This is a genomic window from Pseudomonas sp. Pmew2 (genome assembly GCF_058129885.1).
Genome location: NZ_CM176702.1, coordinates 1,213,958 through 1,229,971 on the forward strand (window position 1 = coordinate 1,213,958; position 16,014 = coordinate 1,229,971).

The following is a 16,014-nucleotide window of genomic DNA, read 5'->3' on the forward strand; positions in this document are numbered from 1 at the left end:
TCCTTGAACCGTATCGATATCAGGCTGCCGGGACCAGGCCCAAGGCTGCCAGTTGTTCCACGCTGCCTTTGTGCTGAATCAGGCGTGGGTCGTTCAGTGGCAGGGAACGGCCCAGCTCGGTTTCAATGATGGCTTGCAGCTTGGTGTTGTCGACGCTGCCGTCAGCCTTGATCGCCTTTTGCAGCTTCTGCGGATCGATCTGCGCATGCTCGCCGGGTGCGTAATAGATCGCGCCCGTCGCGAAGTCCACTGCAAACGCAATCACCCCGGGAACGATATAGAACAGCAGCGCAAAAGCATCCAGCGCCGCAATGGCCGGGTCAACCTTGCCATCAATCTGACCGCGACGGTCAGGATAGAAAATACTGCCGCAGGCAGAAATCTGAGTCAGCAACGTGGCGACCAGAACGCCACCGATCAAGCGAGAAGGAATGCGCATGGAAAGCTCCTGAGATGAAGAGGGCAACTATACAAGGCAATGGCTGCAAGGCTAAGACTATTGAGTGATGGCGTGGTTCTGCGGTTGATGAATGTTGATTTCGTGCTGCAGCTCTGCGTTACCACGCGTAGTAACGGTCATCATATTGGCTTGAGCCACGTTTCCCGGCGTCATGGGGACTTGTGTATGAATATGAGCTAGGTGGCATGGGAACGAGAGGTGTCCGGGAGAGCGCCTTTCGTCGTGCCAAGGCTCGGCATCCGCAAGCAACCCATACTGTATAAGGACGCAGGTTGCCGGGTTTTGATCTCAAATATTTTAACCGGTGTATCTTCGGTACGACCGTAAGTAGGCATTGAGCTAAACGTCATTTCCTCTAGCGTCTGGCAATTCCATACCTTCATTCTGGTCGCTTCGTACAGAATTCCCAGTGTCAGAGGCGTTTTGGCGCGCCTGTCTTTGGCTCGGAACAGCATAAAAATATCTGTACCTTCCGGTTTGAAGTATCGACAGTGGTCGTAATCGCCCTGACCCACATTGAAGTGATCAAAGAAGTCCTCCATGAAATGTCATCATTCCGTTTGGTAACATCTACCAAGCGATTTTCAGATCAGCTGCTGGATAAGCACTTCTTGGAATGCCGCTTACACTCTGCTTATTCGTTGCTGCCGATAATGCTCTCAGCTTGAGCTGGCTCCGGTGAGTCTCGCCACTTTATCCAGTCGCCGAGTGTGGCAGGTACTCGATCGTGGATCTTTATCCATGCATGTAATCCAGGTTCGATCCACTTGATGACTTCAGATACATCTCTATGCAGTTCATAGAGCGGTTGCCACAAAAGCGGCTCATGGTGGAAGCAACGGTTCCGCAGGTCACGTCCCTTGTTCAGGCGAGTGCGAATGTTGTCGGGTTGTCGCATGCTTTTAGGGCAGAAATAGAAAACCCGCATTAGCGGTTTTGACAGGTTGATGATGGTCGCCCGGTTGAATAGAGACGTCCAGAAGCCGAAGCTTAGCTCGGCTACGATGTTGTCTGGCGTAAGCTCAACCCTTCGATTACGAAGCTCATTCTTGGCCTCTGAAATCTTGTCATAAAGTTTCTGGAAATTTGCATTGCCAGTACCATTCCATTCTTCGTACCAGTCATCCCGGCCGTACTCCAAGGCCATTTCTTTCTGAATTCCGTTACGCACAGCTACCTCAAGAACATGAAAAACTGAAACGAGAGACTCGGCAATTTTCATATTGTGGACGTAAGCCTCTGCGGCTCGGTCCTTGCCTCGGTTGCCTTTCAGGTAGCGGGACATCCTTGGCGTAGAAAGCTTCGCCTCCAGCGTTTGCCAAACCATAGCGACTCACTGCTCCTGAGTGTAATGATGGCCGGTAGGCATTCCTTGGGCCAAAACCGAAAGGGTACACGTCAAGGATTTCTCTTAGAAGCCCATAGCTGTATCTGGAAAATTATCGAGGCGCGAGCGAGAAAGCGAAGTGAGCCCTGTCTTGGCGTGTGCTGGAGTTGGGCAAGCAGCCTAAGGTGCTCGTTCTGATCGCGATAGGTAGGTCAGGCGCTTTCAAATCCTATCTTGGGAGTTGACGTTGTCTCGTAGTGTGGTAAATTTACGTCGCTGCCCTGGAAACTCCACTCCCGTGCCACAAGAAACGGTGATGAGACTAGGTTAAGTTGTGGCCCCGCTTGCGGGGCCTCCTCGTTTTCGCAGTTTGGTAACGGCGGGTATCGTTTCCGACGCTCGGCTCTGGTTCTTGCCTGCTCACAATCACCTGTACTGCGCGGCTATTCAGGTATGGGCAAATGCAGGACTGTGAGTGAATCTCGACTCACCGCTTTCACCAACCAAATCCCGTTATCTGCCTGAAAAAACCGTACCCCGGCTTCAAACATACCCTTCGCGTCAACGGCAAGAAGCACCGGTTGCCCGTATCGTTTGCCGACGCTCATTGCGGTCATCTGGATCCTCAGTCAGATGAACATGATGTCGACTGCCTGCGATCAGCCCCTGTGTCTCGATGGAGGTCATGAAGCGACTTGCGGTGCCATGATAAAGCGTAGCTGGCGGTTCCTTTTCGGCGTGCTGCACTTGAACCTGAACGGTGCTGTGGCCCTGTGCTGCACGAATGCGCTGGTCATCTTCGGATAGCGTGAAGCGTTTTTTCTCGTTGGTCTCAACCACTTCATTCAATGCCTGGCGGTCGAAAGCATGGCCATGCGCGTTTGCTTTCCGGATCAGATCATCGACATCACTCCAGCCGTCGCGGTCCAAGGTCAGGCCCATTGATTCGGGGGCGTGGCGCAGCAGGTAGCTGAGCAATTTGCTGATTTCGTCACGTTGCTTTTTGTTCAAGGACGTGCACTTTTTCATTTGGGTGTGCGCCAAGTCTAAAGACAAACGTTAAACGGCTTCCATGCTCTCATCAGACGGTCTTTGACCGAAAACACTCCCGCTTTGCCAGTGTCCCCTTACCGCCCACTATTAACATCTGGTTTACTGTGCCCACGATAATTACAAAAACTCAGGAGTCATGTATGCAACCGATTCGTCTCGGTCTGGTGGGCTACGGCAAGATTGCGCAGGATCAACACGTCCCTGCCATCCACGCCAACCCCGCATTTGAGCTGGTGGCTGTCGCTACGCAAGGGCAGCCGTGTGCCGGGGTGGAGAACTTCAAGTCGCTGGGCGAGTTGCTCGAGAGTGGAGTGCAGGTTGACGCTATTGCGTTCTGTACGCCCCCGCAAGGCCGCTTTGCTCTGGTGCAAGAGGCGTTGGCGGCAGGCAAACACGTGCTGGTCGAGAAACCGCCATGTGCGACGCTGGGTGAGGCGATGGCGTTGGTGGAGCACGTGTCGGAGCAGGGCGTCAGTGGTCTGTTCGCCTGGCATTCGCGTTACGCGCAGGGTATCGAAGCGGCGCGTGAGTGGTTGTCCACCCGTACTCTGCAAAGTGTCCAGATCGACTGGAGGGAAGATGTGCGCAAATGGCACCCTGGGCAGGCGTGGATCTGGCAGCCCGGTGGCCTGGGTGTGTTCGATCCGGGTATCAACGCCCTGTCGATAGTGACTCACCTGCTGCCACTTCCATTGTTCGTCGAATCTGCCGAACTGCGCGTGCCGAGCAACTGCCAGTCGCCAATTGCCGCTTCTATCAAGATGTCCGACACGCGCCACCTCGATATTCATGCCGAGTTCGACTTCGATCACGGTCATGACGAACTCTGGAGCATCGAGATTCGTTGCGCCGAAGGCACCTTGCGCCTGGATAACGGCGGCGCACTGTTGAGTATCGATGGCGTGCGCCAGACGGTTTCGGAGGAAGGCGAGTACGCGGCGGTGTATCAACACTTCCAACAGTTGATCGGCAACAAGGCCAGTGATTTGGACCTGCAACCGTTGCGGCTGGTCGCGGACAGTTTTTTCGTGGGCAGTCGGGCATCCGTTGAACCGTTCTACGACTAAGAGCCTCTCAGGTACAGGTGGGGGCAAGCGCTTTGTCGGCCCCCGCACACGTCAGCCTGACAAGAGAGCAGAAATTGGACAAAAAACAGCCTTGGCCTTGCAGTGAGCAGGAGTTGTCAGAAGTGCGACGGTTTAATAAAACCCTCGCGCGAATGCCGCGTTTCCAGATTCGCAATCGTGTTACACCCCGGTTGATTCAGGCGTTATTGCGTGCGGCTCAGATTGGCAGCGCTTTCAAACCGGGAGGGCATGGGCTGCAGATTGAAAAAAGAACGGTCAGCACGGATAACGTACCGGTCCCCGTGCGTATCATCAGGCCCAAAGGCAAACCCAGAGGCGTGGTGTTCGATATTCACGGTGGCGGATGGGTGATTGGCAACGCCCAGATGAACGATGAGCTCAACGTCGGCATGGTCAACGCCTGCAATGTTGCAGTGGTTTCGGTCGATTACCGGCTGGCGGTGACAACCCCCATTGAAGGCCTGATGGAAGATTGCTTTTCTGCCGCCTGCTGGCTGTTGGGCAAAGACTGCGAGGAGTTTGCCGGCCTGCCGGTTATCGTGGTCGGCGAATCCGCTGGCGGGCATCTTGCCGCAGCCACGCTTCTGAAATTGAAAAGCCGACCTGATCTGCTCGAGCGAATAGTGGGTACGGTCCTGTACTACGGCGTCTACGACCTGACGGGCACCAAGAGCGTGCGTACCGCAGGGCCGGAGACGCTGGTGCTGGACGGGCCGGGCATGGTCGGTGCAATGCGTTTGCTTACCCCCGACCGAAGCGACGATAAACGCCGCGAGCCGCCACTATCGCCTTTGTATGGCGATTTGACTGGCCTTCCGCCTGCACTGATGTTCGTTGGAGAGATCGACCCGCTGCTGGATGACACACTGCAAATGGCCGAGCGCTGGGCCGACTCGGCAGAGGTCGAAATGCACCTCATGCCCGAGTCGCCGCACGGCTTCATCCACTTCCCGACTACCTTGGCGCGCAAGGCTCTGGTGCGCAGCCGTGAATGGATCAATGAGCGGATCGACGCGCTGGGTTGAGCTCGCCTCTCAGCCTATCTCCGTGACCCACTTCGATACTGGGTCGCCACTGCTCAAGCCCGGCTGCACAAGACCGTCGATCATGAAGGTCGGCGACACGTGTATGCCGTTCTGGCGGGCGTATTTAGCGTGCCATTTCACGGCGTGCTCAAGCTCGGGATTGGCGAATGCGTCAGCCAGCGCAAGGCCGCTGTAACGCTCGATACGCACGATGATGTCATTGGGCGTCGCGTCCATGTTCGGGCCGCTTGCGTGATGTTCAAACTCGAACTCTTCACGGTGCGAGGCAACCGCTGTCATGACGGCCTTGGCGCTTTCCTTGCCGCCTTCCAGCGTTGCAGCCGCGAGTATGCAGCGCACGATAACGCCCGAAAACATGTGCCAGGGCTGGGATTGCAGGCGGATTTTGACAGTGATTTTGTCTTCTCCGGCCTGAGCCAGCAGTTCATCGAGCTTGAAGAATGCCTTCACTGAAAAAGGGCAGGTTGGCTCAAGGAAGACTTCGAACAGACGAGGCCCGTGGCCCCAGGAAAGTACGTCTGAATACATGGTCGTGTTGCTCCCGTCGATGGTTGTGCAGAAAACGCGCCGGGCTGATTGCATTGCGCCGAGCATGGTCACCAGAAGCGTTCTCGCGAACACCTCTCGTTCCTCACGCAGAGCATTGGCGCGAGATAAACAAGGCGCGCCCGGCTGATTTGCCTTGCGCCGGGCATGGTAGCGAGAAGTAATCTCCCGGACACCTCTCGTTCCTCACGCTCCGCGTGGGAATGCAGTTCGTGACGCTCCGCGTCACATTGCAACTTTGACGCCACCAGATGAAGGCGCCATAAAGCCTGAACTGTGGATCATGCGGATTTGAGAGCAAGTTCGTGCACGAGTTCGATTTTCAGGCCAGCAATGCGCTGATCCAGCGAATCTGCTGCGCAACCTCCCGCCATTTTTCTTCGCTCACGCCTTTCTGTGCCCTTTCGAAGTTGTTCAGCGTTTTCTGTTTTTTGCCCAATAAACGCTGCCACTTGAGCAGAAATGCCGGGCTGCGCGCCTGCATCTGCAGCGGGCCGAAATACAGTTCCTCGGCGGTGTAGGTCACGGGCCCGGTGCGCTCGGCGACGATGATTTCGTAGTCGAAACGGTTTTCCCGCAGCACTTCTTCGCTGACGATGCGGTAATCATGCTCCATCAGCCAAAGGCGCAACGGCTGCTCACCACCATTGGGTTGCAGGATCAGACGTTCCTGACCGCTCAGGCGCGCTTTGCCACGTTCAAGGATGTCGCGGATCGTCTCGCCACCCATGCCGCACATGCTGACCGCCGTTATCCCGTCTTCCGCCTCAATCGCCGCCAGACCATCGGCCAGACGCACGCAGACCTGTTGCTCCAGTTCGTTCTCGCGCACGGTGCGTTCGGCTGCGTGGAACGGCGTCAACGCCACCTCGCCAGCCACCGCCGCCGAGATGGCACCACGGTTCAGCAGCGCCACCGGCAGATAACCGTGATCCGAGCCGATATCAGCCAGCCGCGCACCGGCGGGTACGTGCGTCGCCACACGCTCCAGGCGCATGGACAATCTCTGTTCGTTCAACGGCAACCCTTTCAGCACAAGCGTCCGGCAGCACGGCCGGGTCCGGGCGCGATTCTGTAGAGCAATGCAGCGTATTTCAACTTTCCGCGACATAGCCCGCGACTCGACCCCTAACTGACGCTCGCGTAGGCTTGGCGTTTTCCGTCCCTTGCAAAACAGAGATCTTATGGCAAACGCAGACATCATCTTCACCCCCGATCCCGATGCGGACTCCATCTCCTCGGACGTCGCCGACTTCAACGGCGTGCTGGTCAGCACCCAGATCCCGACCCATCCGGACGGCAGCCTGGAGCTGGGCGGCATCACCGAGCAGAGCGAATGCACCCTGCGGGCCCTGAAAGATGCATTGGAACGAGCCGGCAGCTCGATGGACCGCGTCATGCACCTGACCATCTACCTGACCGACATGGCAGATCGCGCCGCTTTCAACGAAGTGTACAAACGCTTCTTCAAAAAACCGTGGCCAGTGCGCGCAGCAGTGGGCGTGGCATCGCTGGCGGTTGAAGGTATGCGCGTGGAAGTAACGGCGATGGCGGCCAAGGCGGGCTGACCATAAGGAGATGGAATGCTACAGATACTGGGCAAAGCCTCATCGATCAATGTCCGCAAAGTGCTCTGGACCTGTGCAGAGTTGGACATCCCGTTCAAACGGCAGGACTGGGGCTCTGGTTTCAGGGAAACCAACACGCCTGAATTCATGGCACTCAACCCTAATGCGATGGTTCCAGTCATTGAGGACGATGGCTTCGTTCTGTGGGAGTCGAACACGATCATCAGGTACCTGGCGAACCGCAGCAACGCCGTGCATCTCTATCCAGCGGACGCAATAGCCAGAGCCAGAGTGGATCAATGGATCGACTGGCAGGCCACAGATCTCAACAAATCCTGGGGTTATGCCTTCATGTCGCTGGTCAGGCACAGCGTCGCCCATCAAGACCCTGACGCGCTGGCTGCCGGATGCCGTCAATGGACCCGACACATGGCGATCCTGGATCGACAGCTTGATGCTACCGGGGCGTACGTTAGCGGCAGCGAGTTTTCGCTGGCAGACATCCCGATGGGCCTTTCAGTAAATCGCTGGTTTGAAACCCCGTTAAGTCATCCGGACTTCCCGGCAGTGAAGGCCTATTACGAACGACTGAGCGAACGTCCCGGCTACCGCTTGCACGGCCGAAACGGAACGCCGTGAGCCTTATACCCGAGCCCTGCATCGAATATTGACTCGCCCGTGGAACCAGATCCTGTTGCTTGCCACCAAGACGACAATGAGTTTCCGGGAAAGCATATGATCAACCTCACCAGCATTGCATCTTCGTTGGCGCGTGTAGCGCTCAGCGATTCGACAAAGCCAACGATAGATCGCGCGATGAACGTCGTTAGCCATATCGCTGGCAAAGTGGCGTTGCAGGTCAACAGCTCATTGCTGGAGCAGAAAGGCCGGCTCAACGAGCGTCAGCAGAAAGGCCTCGCGGTAATCCTGGACGCATTGCGCGGCAAGGAACCGGTGACCAATGTCGAGACTCACGAAGGCGGAGGCCGATTCAATCTGGCACGAGCTGCCTTCGACGTAGCCAGCGTTGTCTGGGAGCGCGACAAGTCGATGCATAACGTGATGAGCTTTTTGGGCGTCAGCGACAGCCAAGGCAAGATGTTGTTCTCTCTGGGCAAGAAGCTGGCCGACGCGATGGCCAAGCCTGAGCCCGCGCAGGGCAAGGACAACTGTGAGGCGCACCACGCGTTCTTCTCCAGCAACCTGAAGCTGAACAAGCTGATGAACGACATCGCTGACCAGTTGATCAACGAGATTCGTCAGTCGAACACCGATCGCGTACGACGACCCACACCGGGCCCATCCTGGAGACCTGAAAGCGCCCAACAGCAAGCACATCCGCAAACGCCTCCACGCACTCGCCCGCAGGCCAACAGCACACCGCCGCCACCGAAAGCAAAGCCCAATGCAGGCGCTGAGCGGCCGTCAACGCAACGGCCCCACAACACACCAGCCGCTGACGCTTCCTCGAAGGTGGGCGATTCCGTCCCCGCCAAGCCACCCGTCAAGCCGTTGTACGAACACTTGGGCCTCTCGGACATGACGGCAGACCTCTCCGCAGTCAAAACGGCCTACAGGAAAGCCTCGCTGAAGAATCATCCTGATAAGAATGTCGGTAAGGAGGCTGAGGCGACTGAGCGTTTCAAAGTGATTTCAAATGCGTTCAAGATTTTGTCCGATCCAGAATTGCGCAAGAAATACGACAATGGCCTTATTGATGAGAAAGGTGACGAAGTCCAGGTCTGATTTTTCGACGTCTGGCATGCTTGCGGCAGTCTTTCTGGCGACTGCCGTTCAGCTAAAACACGCCGCCTGATTCCCCAACCCCACCCCGGTATACTCCCCGCATCTCTCCGGGAGCCCCCATGATCTCGTTACCCATCGATGCCGTCCTGCCAGCCCTGCGCCAGGCCCTGACCACGCGCCATGAAGCCGTACTCGAAGCCCCTCCCGGCGCGGGCAAGACCACGCGTGTGCCGCTCGCGCTGCTTGAGGAAACCTGGCTGGCCGGGCAGACCATTCTGATGCTGGAGCCTCGGCGACTGGCGGCAAGAGCAGCCGCCGAGCGGTTGGCCAGTGAGCTGGGCGAGAAGGTCGGCGAGACGGTGGGTTATCGGATTCGTCTGGAAAGCCGGGTCGGTCCGAAGACGCGTATTGAAGTGGTGACTGAGGGGATTCTCACGCGTCGTTTGCAGGACGACCCTGCGCTGGAAGGCGTCGGGTTGCTGATTTTCGATGAGTTTCACGTTTTGTCACCTGCACCGAAAAAACCTGTATTTTGTCAAATCGTACAGCCCCGTGCCTTTGCCTAATTCCATCAGCCAACCGAGAAGCTAACCCTCCTGTCCGACCATTCTGGTAGTTAGCCCCACCCCCGGTAGGTGCCACGTCCCCGAAACCGCCGCCGAGCCAAAGTGAGCGGAAGGTTCCAAGTGGGCATGTGCGTCAGCAGCTCCAAGAAAGCCAAAGACCACATGTATGGTGCGTTCACAATCCGAGATCAATGGAGAACTTAGTATCAATCTCGCCTTTCGGAAATGCGTGGGCAGGAACCTTGGACAACAGGTGACGTGCTAGCTGCAGTAGCGCACAGCCATTGATAGGTACGATCTGATCTTTATGCTCCCCTGGCCCCCGCATGCCAGGAAAGCCGAAACCTATTCCTTGAACTTCATCCGCGTTCTCCAAAGCCCGATAAAGCGTTACTCGGTGTAGCGTTGGGATTTGTGAAAAATCAATGGCAGCGCGTTCGTCACAGTGATCTTCAAAGAAGCTGAATGTTAATGGCTCAATTGCTTGCTCCAAATGTTGTGGAGTCACATAGGCGCACGCCAGTGAAATGTGTTTTGTACTGGCATAACCTGCAGCGATCATCCTTTTTCGTTCTGCTTCTGTTATAAAATCAATATCCATTGCGTGTATATCTTAAAGCTTATTGAATTGTAATTAAGCAAGGGCTTGTGTAGGTTTGCTTCCACCCACTTACTTGTATAGATGCCGGGTCAGATTTCGGCTCACAGGCAGTGCTCACATCGCACGATCTTGTTGATATAGGTGGGTACATAATGGTGGAAGTCTCTGATCCTCGCTGGGTGGTAATGTGCCTTGATGCATTCGCTTGGAATATCCGAGCGCACCACGTAGCAGGGGGTAGATGACATCCCGAGTGGTGTCTTTGTCCGAAGCTGCCCCCATTCGGACAATAGCATTCTTGCTACCTCTAACTGCTGCAGGGGCGGAACCAAGTCAATCGGGATGTCCACTTCCAGGATGGTCGGAATTCCAATGGTACGTAACCGCAGCCGGTAGTCTTCTCCGCCACGGCCACCGGTTCCTAGTTTTGCTGCCAAGGCCAAAAGATATTCGCTACCGTTGATAACGTAGTGGCCGAAGTCTTCGAGCATCTCGCGATCATCTCCCGAGAGCCATATTCTACCCTTTTCGCTAGGGTCTGTTCCCGTTTCACATTGGCAGCCACAGAAAAGCGCAGGCCATTGCTATGACGCTTTCATAGTTTCTCTTGAGTTTGTCGAACCGAGAAGCCGCCGCCCGGAAATGCTTCAACCGGGCAAAGGCGTTTTCTACGAGATGTCGATTGCGATATAACCCTTTGTCCAGATCTGCGTTCCCTTTCAGAGAATTGCGCTTTCGTGGAATCACCACTTTGCTGCCTTGCTGCTCGACCTGAGCGCGTATCGCTTCAGTGTCGTAGCCCTTGTCCGCAATGATCACTTCTGCATTGGGCATCTTGGCAATCAACGAGGCCGCCTGCGAACAATCATTGGTCTGGCCTCCGGTCACGTCAAATGCAATGGGCAGCCCACAAGCGTCTACAGCCAGGTGAATCTTGCTGGTGTTACCGGCTCGGCTTTTTCCGATGGCCTGGTCCTGCGTGCTGGCAGCACCTGCACTGTGCTGATGAGCCTTTACATAACTGCCATCAATGAAAACCCACTCCATGTCAGGATCGGTCATCAGCACCTCAAGCACCTTGACCCACTTGCCTGAAGCAGACCAGGCATTGAACCGCTTGTAGACCTTGCTCCAGTTTCCAAACGCTTTCGGCAGGTCTCGCCAAGGGCAACCCACACGCATGCGGTACAGCATGCCTTCAACCGTGGTGCGCAAATCTCGCTTGTTGTAGATCGATTCGTGCAGCAAAATTTCTCGAAGCTTCGGCCAGTGCTCATCACTGAGCATTAATCGGGGCATTGCAGGCTCGTATTGGTGTTGTGTGAGAACTCCAACAATACGGGCCTGTTCTCATAGAGATCAATGGGTTACGTCGAAACGGGAACAGACCCTAGCCTGTTGCCCTTTGAGATCATTAGTTTCGCCAGTATCACTTTCGTTGCGAGTGCTACAGGTAAGGAAGTACTTAAACCCCAACAGCGTGTCTCTGTTTTTTTCGTCGAGAAGCGAGCTGCCATCGGACAAAGGGACATTCCAGTCCAGCTCCTTTGGGGCCTTTTTGTACTCAAAAGAGTACTGCCATATTGTGCTGTCGAAGTCACTGATCAGCCAAGCTGCTGACTTATACTCCTCACGAGGTGATCGGAGCAGGGGGGCCAAGAAAGCGAGTTCAGGCGGCAGTAGCATAAATGATGGCCTCCATTTGTGCTGCGTCGACTTGACCGCGCGCGGTTGCCAAGTAGTCCTGCAGGTCAAACTCGTTCCCGTCTGCGATATCGTTGACAAGAAGGCTGGTCAGTTTTGCCCAGTACAGCGCCTTAGCATTGATCTCATCGCGGCGGGTAGACATCCGAACGGCTTCCTCAATGGAGAGCAACGCGGTCAAGATCCCGACGTCGAGCGAGATGACGACCCGATCTGCTGCTTCTTTGTCCTGGGGGGACGATCTTGAGAGCTTTGGATTCTTCAGGGCCTCTGGGTCACGCATGCTTTCTGGAATGTCCTTCAATGCATTGTTCTCCAGAAAGGTATGAAGCTCATCGAAGGTTTGAAAATTCGAGACTTTCAGCAAATACTTACTGTCTTTCATGGCCATGCAAATTATTCCTCTCTGAAAGACTCGGATCCATCTTGTTTGGAAAAAAGCCAGGATCGGCTCAGGTAGATAGCGCTCAAGCAGATCGAGCGACACGTCGGAATGCCCGAGTGCCTTCGCTGTGTCCGTGATGCTGTTGCTCTCGATGTAGGTGAGAACCGCTCTGGTCGCCCTTAGTGACGTAATCGAGATCCGGCAGATGTAGTCCTCCACCTCCTCCCTCGGGCGGTTCAGGTAGGGGGAGAATTCGTCGAAAAGGTGTTGATAGCGGGTTGCCAAAGTGCCTGAACTCCAGTTCGTCGCTGCCATTTTCGTGGGGTGCGTCAGGCCGCGAGAGCAGGCTATGAAAAGATATCGCCATGCGTCGTCGTCCTGGTCTCTGAGGTAATCTCTCAGGGGCTGTGTCGCCCTGATCACCTGCCGCACACGCACCGCGTCCCGAGGCGTCAGCTTGACCTTGATCTCACTGAGTTTCCCGCCTCTTCGGTCTTTGTAGCCAGTGAGCTGATAATAGCCCTCTAGCTTCACAAAGCCATGGAGTACGCCCTGCTCGTTATATAGCTCCAAGTTATCGATGAACGATTGCGTGATACAAGGGTAAGCATGTACCAGGAGTAGCTTGAATGGATACAGATCATCAGGTGTTGGAACATTTAGAAAGCCATTCAAGAATTCGCGGTTGACATTTTTCCCAAACCGCTTTGAGAAGTCTCGTTTGACGTAGTCAAAGCCATGTTCTTGGAAAGCTGCACACACGTCGGCAGGGTTGAGATCATGGGGTTGAGAATGTGTGGCATAGATAACCTTGTCAGAACTTCCGGACTTGGCTAGGCGTTCTCTGGCTTTTCGGTTGTTCGAGGTTTTCCAGGCCTGAGCATTTGCCCAGCGGTACAAAATATCATTGTCTGTCACCGCCACTGTAAAAATGACCCCCTAACGCCAACCTAGAATTGACCCCCCTGGGTAAAACTGGCGGCTTTGAGCTGCCAATATGTTGACCCAGGAGCAGTCTGTGGAAATTAAAGTGTTGGCCCGTCAGGGCCATGGCATCAAATTCATCGCCCGTGAGCTGGGTATTTCGCGTAACACCGTGCGCAAGTACCTGCGAAAGGCCCGGTCGCTACCCAGTGACAAGGTGAGACCCGCACGTCCGTGCAAAATCGACCCCTTCAAGGACTACCTGCACGAGCGTATTGAGGCGGCGCGCCCACACTGGATTCCGGCGACCGTCCTGCTGCGTGAGATCACGGCATTGGGGTACAGCGGCGGCGTCAGTCGTCTGAAGGCTTATATTCGCCCCTTCAAACGTAAGGCAGAAGAGCCGGTGGTACGTTTCGAGACACTGCCCGGCAAGCAGATACAGGTGGACTTCACCACCATTCGACGAGGCCGTCAGCCGCTTAAGGCGTTCGTGGCGACACTTGGTTTTAGTCGAGCAAGCTTTGTCCGTTTCTCCGAGCGAGAGGACAGCGAAGCCTGGCTGACAGGGCTTCGGGAGGCGTTCGCTTACTTTGGCGGCGTGCCCGAGCAGGCATTGTTTGATAACGCCGGAACCATCATCACCGAGCGAGATGCTTTTGGGGAGGGCCAGCACCGTTGGCATCCCCGATTGGCTGCGCTGGCCGATGAGTTTGGTTTTATTCCCAAGGTCTGCCGCCCTTACCGTGCCCAGACCAAGGGCAAGGTTGAGCGCTTCAACGGGTATCTGAAGGGCAGTTTCATTACCCCGTTGGCCGCTACGCTCAAGAGTGCGGGTCTGACGCTGGATGTGGTGACGGCCAACGCACATATCGGCCAATGGCTCGACGAAGTCGCTCATCAGCGGATTCACGGCACGACGGGTGTTCAACCGGCGGTACGTCTGGCCCAAGAGCAGCAGGTACTATTACCACTGCCAACACAGAGCCTGCGCCCACAACCCGCCCAAGGCCTACGCCTGGGACGGGTCCTGCCGTACGAGAGCTTGCAGCATCCGCTGTCGGTTTATGAGCAACTGCTGGAGGTGAGAGCATGAACCTTCAACATGCTCGCCTGACAGAACTATGCAAGGGGCTAAAGCTTGAGCGCGTCGGGGTGGACTGGCCGCACCTGGCCCAACAAGCAGCAAGCGGCGAAGACAGCTTTGCCGACTTCCTCGAAAAGCTGCTGGCTGCCGAGACCGATGCCCGAAGTGAACGCTCTCGACAGGCCCTGCTGAAAACTGCCGCGCTGCCCGCTGTGAAAACGCTGGAGCAATACGACTTCGCGTTTGCCACCGGCGTCCCCCGGGCACAGCTCCAGGAGCTGGCAGCACTGAGTTTTGTTGGACGTGCCGAGAACATCGTGTTCCTGGGGCCTAGTGGTGTAGGCAAGAGCCACCTGGCTATCGCCCTGGCCTACCGGGCAGTGATGGCCGGTATCAAAACCCGCTTCGTCACGGCGGCTGACTTGATGCTGCAACTGACCGCTGCGCACCGCCAGGAACGGCTCAAGGAATACTTCAGTCGTGTGGTGATGGCCCCTGGGTTGTTGGTCATCGATGAAATCGGCTACCTGCCGTTTGGTCGTGATGAAGCCAACCTGTTCTTCAATGTTGTCGCCAAGCGCTACGAGCAAGGCAGCCTGATCCTCACGAGTAACTTGCCGTTTACCCAGTGGGCCGGAACCTTTGCGGATGATCAAACACTGACAGCGGCCATGCTGGACAGGCTGTTACATCATGCCCATATCGTGCAGATGACAGGTGAAAGCTATCGACTCAAGGACAAGCGCAAAGCAGGAACCAAATCTTCTCGGGCCGAACCGGCTCGAAAATATGAACCCGAGGGGGGTCAAAACTAAGTTGGCGATTTAGCACGGAAGGGGGTCACTTTTTAGTTGGCGTTGACAATTGTCAGCTTTGATGAGCTTAAACAATAGTTCGATAGCTTGTGTATCGGTTACTTCATACGGAATCTCGGTAATGAGTTTCGCCTTGATGATCTCACCTTTGCTATTCTTCTTTTTATTCGTGTCCACACCGGCAACATTGATAACTTTTGGTTTTGGCAAACTTCCCGTGAACGGCTTCACCCACGATCCCCCAGCCAGCATGGTAGAACTGATCAGGTTGATGAAAGCAGCATATGACTTTGTAGCCGTCGCAAGATCGTTGCCTTCGGCCAGCTGGTCTTTGAAGTACCAAACCATGAAATCCAAGAACAGGTGTTTGATTTGAATAGGATCTCGGAATGTTTCCACAGGCCAGCTATTGGCCCGCTCTGATACAAAATTTAGGAATGCACTGAACTCACTGCATCTTGGGCGCCGCATCTTGATCGCCCACTGGCAAAGGGCTTTGTACACCTGCTCCGTAAACTCCGGCCCATGAGAGATCCAAAGATTGGCACAGGACATGTAGATAGTCTTGCCGTCGGCGCTTTCTACGGGCCAGCCGTTCCAAAACCTAACCGCTGACGGATCGAGATTTTCTTTGGCAATTGCCCAGTATTTTGCATTGGGCATAGGCCAGCCATCTTTACCTTCAAAGGTCGGAAGCAGAGGAACGTCTTTCGCCATCTCGTGGATCAACCGAACGAATTCCTTTGCATAACTCGTTCGAAGGCCACGGCTCACACCAATAAAGGTGTCATCTGACAAGGCTCCCAAGAAGCCGCGAATTGTGCCTTCGAAGCTGGGCGAAGACATCCCCAGGTACGTGATTTCCGCCGTGGTGACGTTGCAGTACGCATCGAACAGCTTGATCAATTGGCTCATCCCGTCCATGGCGATCGGAGCGTAGGTGCGTGTCATCAGGGCTACGACGTCCTCCGGGAGGGTGGTGAACGGATAGTTCACCAAGGCAAGCATTCCTTTGATGATTGTCAATTTTTTATCCACGGTATTGCGTGTCCATAGCCCTTGTGATATCTATATTCTCATTGATTTGACAAGTCAGTG

General features: G+C 55.4%; 17 protein-coding genes and 2 pseudogenes. 8 read left to right on the forward strand and 11 right to left on the reverse strand.

Annotated elements, in window-relative coordinates; all coding sequences use genetic code 11:
* Positions 1-19 precede the first annotated feature (19 nt).
* The 4 genes and pseudogenes from AC4ANK_RS05585 to AC4ANK_RS05600 form a co-directional block, all read right to left on the reverse strand.
* On the reverse strand, positions 20-439 hold the full coding sequence (locus tag AC4ANK_RS05585) for a hypothetical protein (protein ID WP_002555302.1): 420 nt from the start codon (positions 437-439) through the stop codon (positions 20-22).
* Between the two features lie 296 nt (positions 440-735).
* A pseudogene (locus AC4ANK_RS05590) lies at positions 736-1,005 on the reverse strand (DUF1493 family protein); the annotation flags it as partial.
* Positions 1,006-1,094: 89 nt separating this feature from the next.
* Positions 1,095-1,787: an Abi family protein gene (locus tag AC4ANK_RS05595; RefSeq protein ID WP_057421046.1), complete on the reverse strand. Its 693-nt coding sequence runs from the start codon at positions 1,785-1,787 to the stop codon at positions 1,095-1,097.
* A 443-nt stretch (positions 1,788-2,230) separates the two neighbouring features.
* Positions 2,231-2,798, reverse strand: a pseudogene (locus AC4ANK_RS05600) (RNA 2'-phosphotransferase).
* 182 nt (positions 2,799-2,980) lie between these two features.
* Between AC4ANK_RS05600 and AC4ANK_RS05605 the strand changes: the two are divergent.
* Positions 2,981-3,907: a Gfo/Idh/MocA family protein gene (locus tag AC4ANK_RS05605; protein ID WP_002555299.1), complete on the forward strand. Its 927-nt coding sequence runs from the start codon at positions 2,981-2,983 to the stop codon at positions 3,905-3,907.
* Positions 3,908-3,981: 74 nt separating this feature from the next.
* Positions 3,982-4,953: an alpha/beta hydrolase gene (locus tag AC4ANK_RS05610; RefSeq protein WP_002555298.1), complete on the forward strand. Its 972-nt coding sequence runs from the start codon at positions 3,982-3,984 to the stop codon at positions 4,951-4,953.
* Between the two features lie 9 nt (positions 4,954-4,962).
* Here AC4ANK_RS05610 and AC4ANK_RS05615 read toward each other — a convergent pair whose 3' ends face one another.
* Together AC4ANK_RS05615 and AC4ANK_RS05620 are read right to left on the reverse strand one after the other, a co-directional pair.
* Positions 4,963-5,502 (reverse strand): DsbA family protein, encoded by a 540-nt coding sequence (locus AC4ANK_RS05615; RefSeq protein WP_002555297.1) that lies wholly within the window; start codon positions 5,500-5,502, stop codon positions 4,963-4,965.
* A 340-nt stretch (positions 5,503-5,842) separates the two neighbouring features.
* A complete protein-coding gene (locus AC4ANK_RS05620) occupies positions 5,843-6,538 on the reverse strand; it encodes a tRNA (adenine(22)-N(1))-methyltransferase (protein WP_002555296.1) in 696 nt (231 codons plus the stop codon).
* Positions 6,539-6,704: 166 nt separating this feature from the next.
* Here AC4ANK_RS05620 and AC4ANK_RS05625 point away from each other — a divergent pair, with 166 nt between their 5' ends.
* The 4 genes from AC4ANK_RS05625 to AC4ANK_RS05640 all read left to right on the forward strand — a co-directional run bounded on the left by AC4ANK_RS05625 (position 6,705) and on the right by AC4ANK_RS05640 (position 9,400).
* On the forward strand, positions 6,705-7,088 hold the full coding sequence (locus tag AC4ANK_RS05625) for a RidA family protein (RefSeq protein WP_002555295.1): 384 nt from the start codon (positions 6,705-6,707) through the stop codon (positions 7,086-7,088).
* Positions 7,089-7,103: 15 nt separating this feature from the next.
* Complete coding sequence (locus AC4ANK_RS05630) at positions 7,104-7,727, forward strand: glutathione S-transferase family protein (protein WP_002555294.1); 624 nt, start codon at positions 7,104-7,106, stop codon at positions 7,725-7,727.
* A gap of 96 nt (positions 7,728-7,823) precedes the next feature.
* Positions 7,824-8,834, forward strand: a complete 1,011-nt coding sequence (locus AC4ANK_RS05635) for a J domain-containing protein (RefSeq protein ID WP_002555293.1) — start codon at positions 7,824-7,826, stop codon at positions 8,832-8,834.
* 119 nt (positions 8,835-8,953) lie between these two features.
* Positions 8,954-9,400, forward strand: coding sequence for a DEAD/DEAH box helicase (locus tag AC4ANK_RS05640; RefSeq protein WP_002555292.1), 447 nt, complete (start codon positions 8,954-8,956; stop codon positions 9,398-9,400).
* Positions 9,401-9,575: 175 nt separating this feature from the next.
* Here AC4ANK_RS05640 and AC4ANK_RS05645 read toward each other — a convergent pair whose 3' ends face one another.
* The 4 genes from AC4ANK_RS05645 to AC4ANK_RS05660 form a co-directional block, all read right to left on the reverse strand.
* Positions 9,576-10,001 carry a hypothetical protein gene (locus tag AC4ANK_RS05645; protein ID WP_082301361.1) on the reverse strand — a complete coding sequence of 142 codons (426 nt, stop codon included), beginning with the start codon at positions 9,999-10,001 and terminating at the stop codon, positions 9,576-9,578.
* 101 nt (positions 10,002-10,102) lie between these two features.
* Positions 10,103-10,492 (reverse strand): hypothetical protein, encoded by a 390-nt coding sequence (locus AC4ANK_RS05650; protein ID WP_460383440.1) that lies wholly within the window; start codon positions 10,490-10,492, stop codon positions 10,103-10,105.
* 58 nt (positions 10,493-10,550) lie between these two features.
* Positions 10,551-11,300, reverse strand: coding sequence for an IS5 family transposase (locus AC4ANK_RS05655; protein ID WP_460382697.1), 750 nt, complete (start codon positions 11,298-11,300; stop codon positions 10,551-10,553).
* Positions 11,301-11,670: 370 nt separating this feature from the next.
* Complete coding sequence (locus tag AC4ANK_RS05660; protein WP_460414683.1) at positions 11,671-13,014, reverse strand: hypothetical protein; 1,344 nt, start codon at positions 13,012-13,014, stop codon at positions 11,671-11,673.
* Positions 13,015-13,087: 73 nt separating this feature from the next.
* Here AC4ANK_RS05660 and istA point away from each other — a divergent pair, with 73 nt between their 5' ends.
* Together istA and istB are read left to right on the forward strand one after the other, a co-directional pair.
* Positions 13,088-14,110 carry an IS21-like element ISPsy4 family transposase gene (istA, locus tag AC4ANK_RS05665; protein ID WP_002551322.1) on the forward strand — a complete coding sequence of 341 codons (1,023 nt, stop codon included), beginning with the start codon at positions 13,088-13,090 and terminating at the stop codon, positions 14,108-14,110.
* Positions 14,107-14,916, forward strand: coding sequence for an IS21-like element ISPsy4 family helper ATPase IstB (gene istB, locus AC4ANK_RS05670; RefSeq protein WP_005741073.1), 810 nt, complete (start codon positions 14,107-14,109; stop codon positions 14,914-14,916). Before istA ends, istB begins: the two co-directional genes overlap by 4 nt.
* Before the next feature lie 9 nt (positions 14,917-14,925).
* Here the strand turns inward: istB and AC4ANK_RS05675 are convergent, their stop codons facing one another.
* Positions 14,926-15,954: a hypothetical protein gene (locus AC4ANK_RS05675; protein ID WP_460383436.1), complete on the reverse strand. Its 1,029-nt coding sequence runs from the start codon at positions 15,952-15,954 to the stop codon at positions 14,926-14,928.
* Between the last annotated feature and the right edge of the window lie 60 nt (positions 15,955-16,014).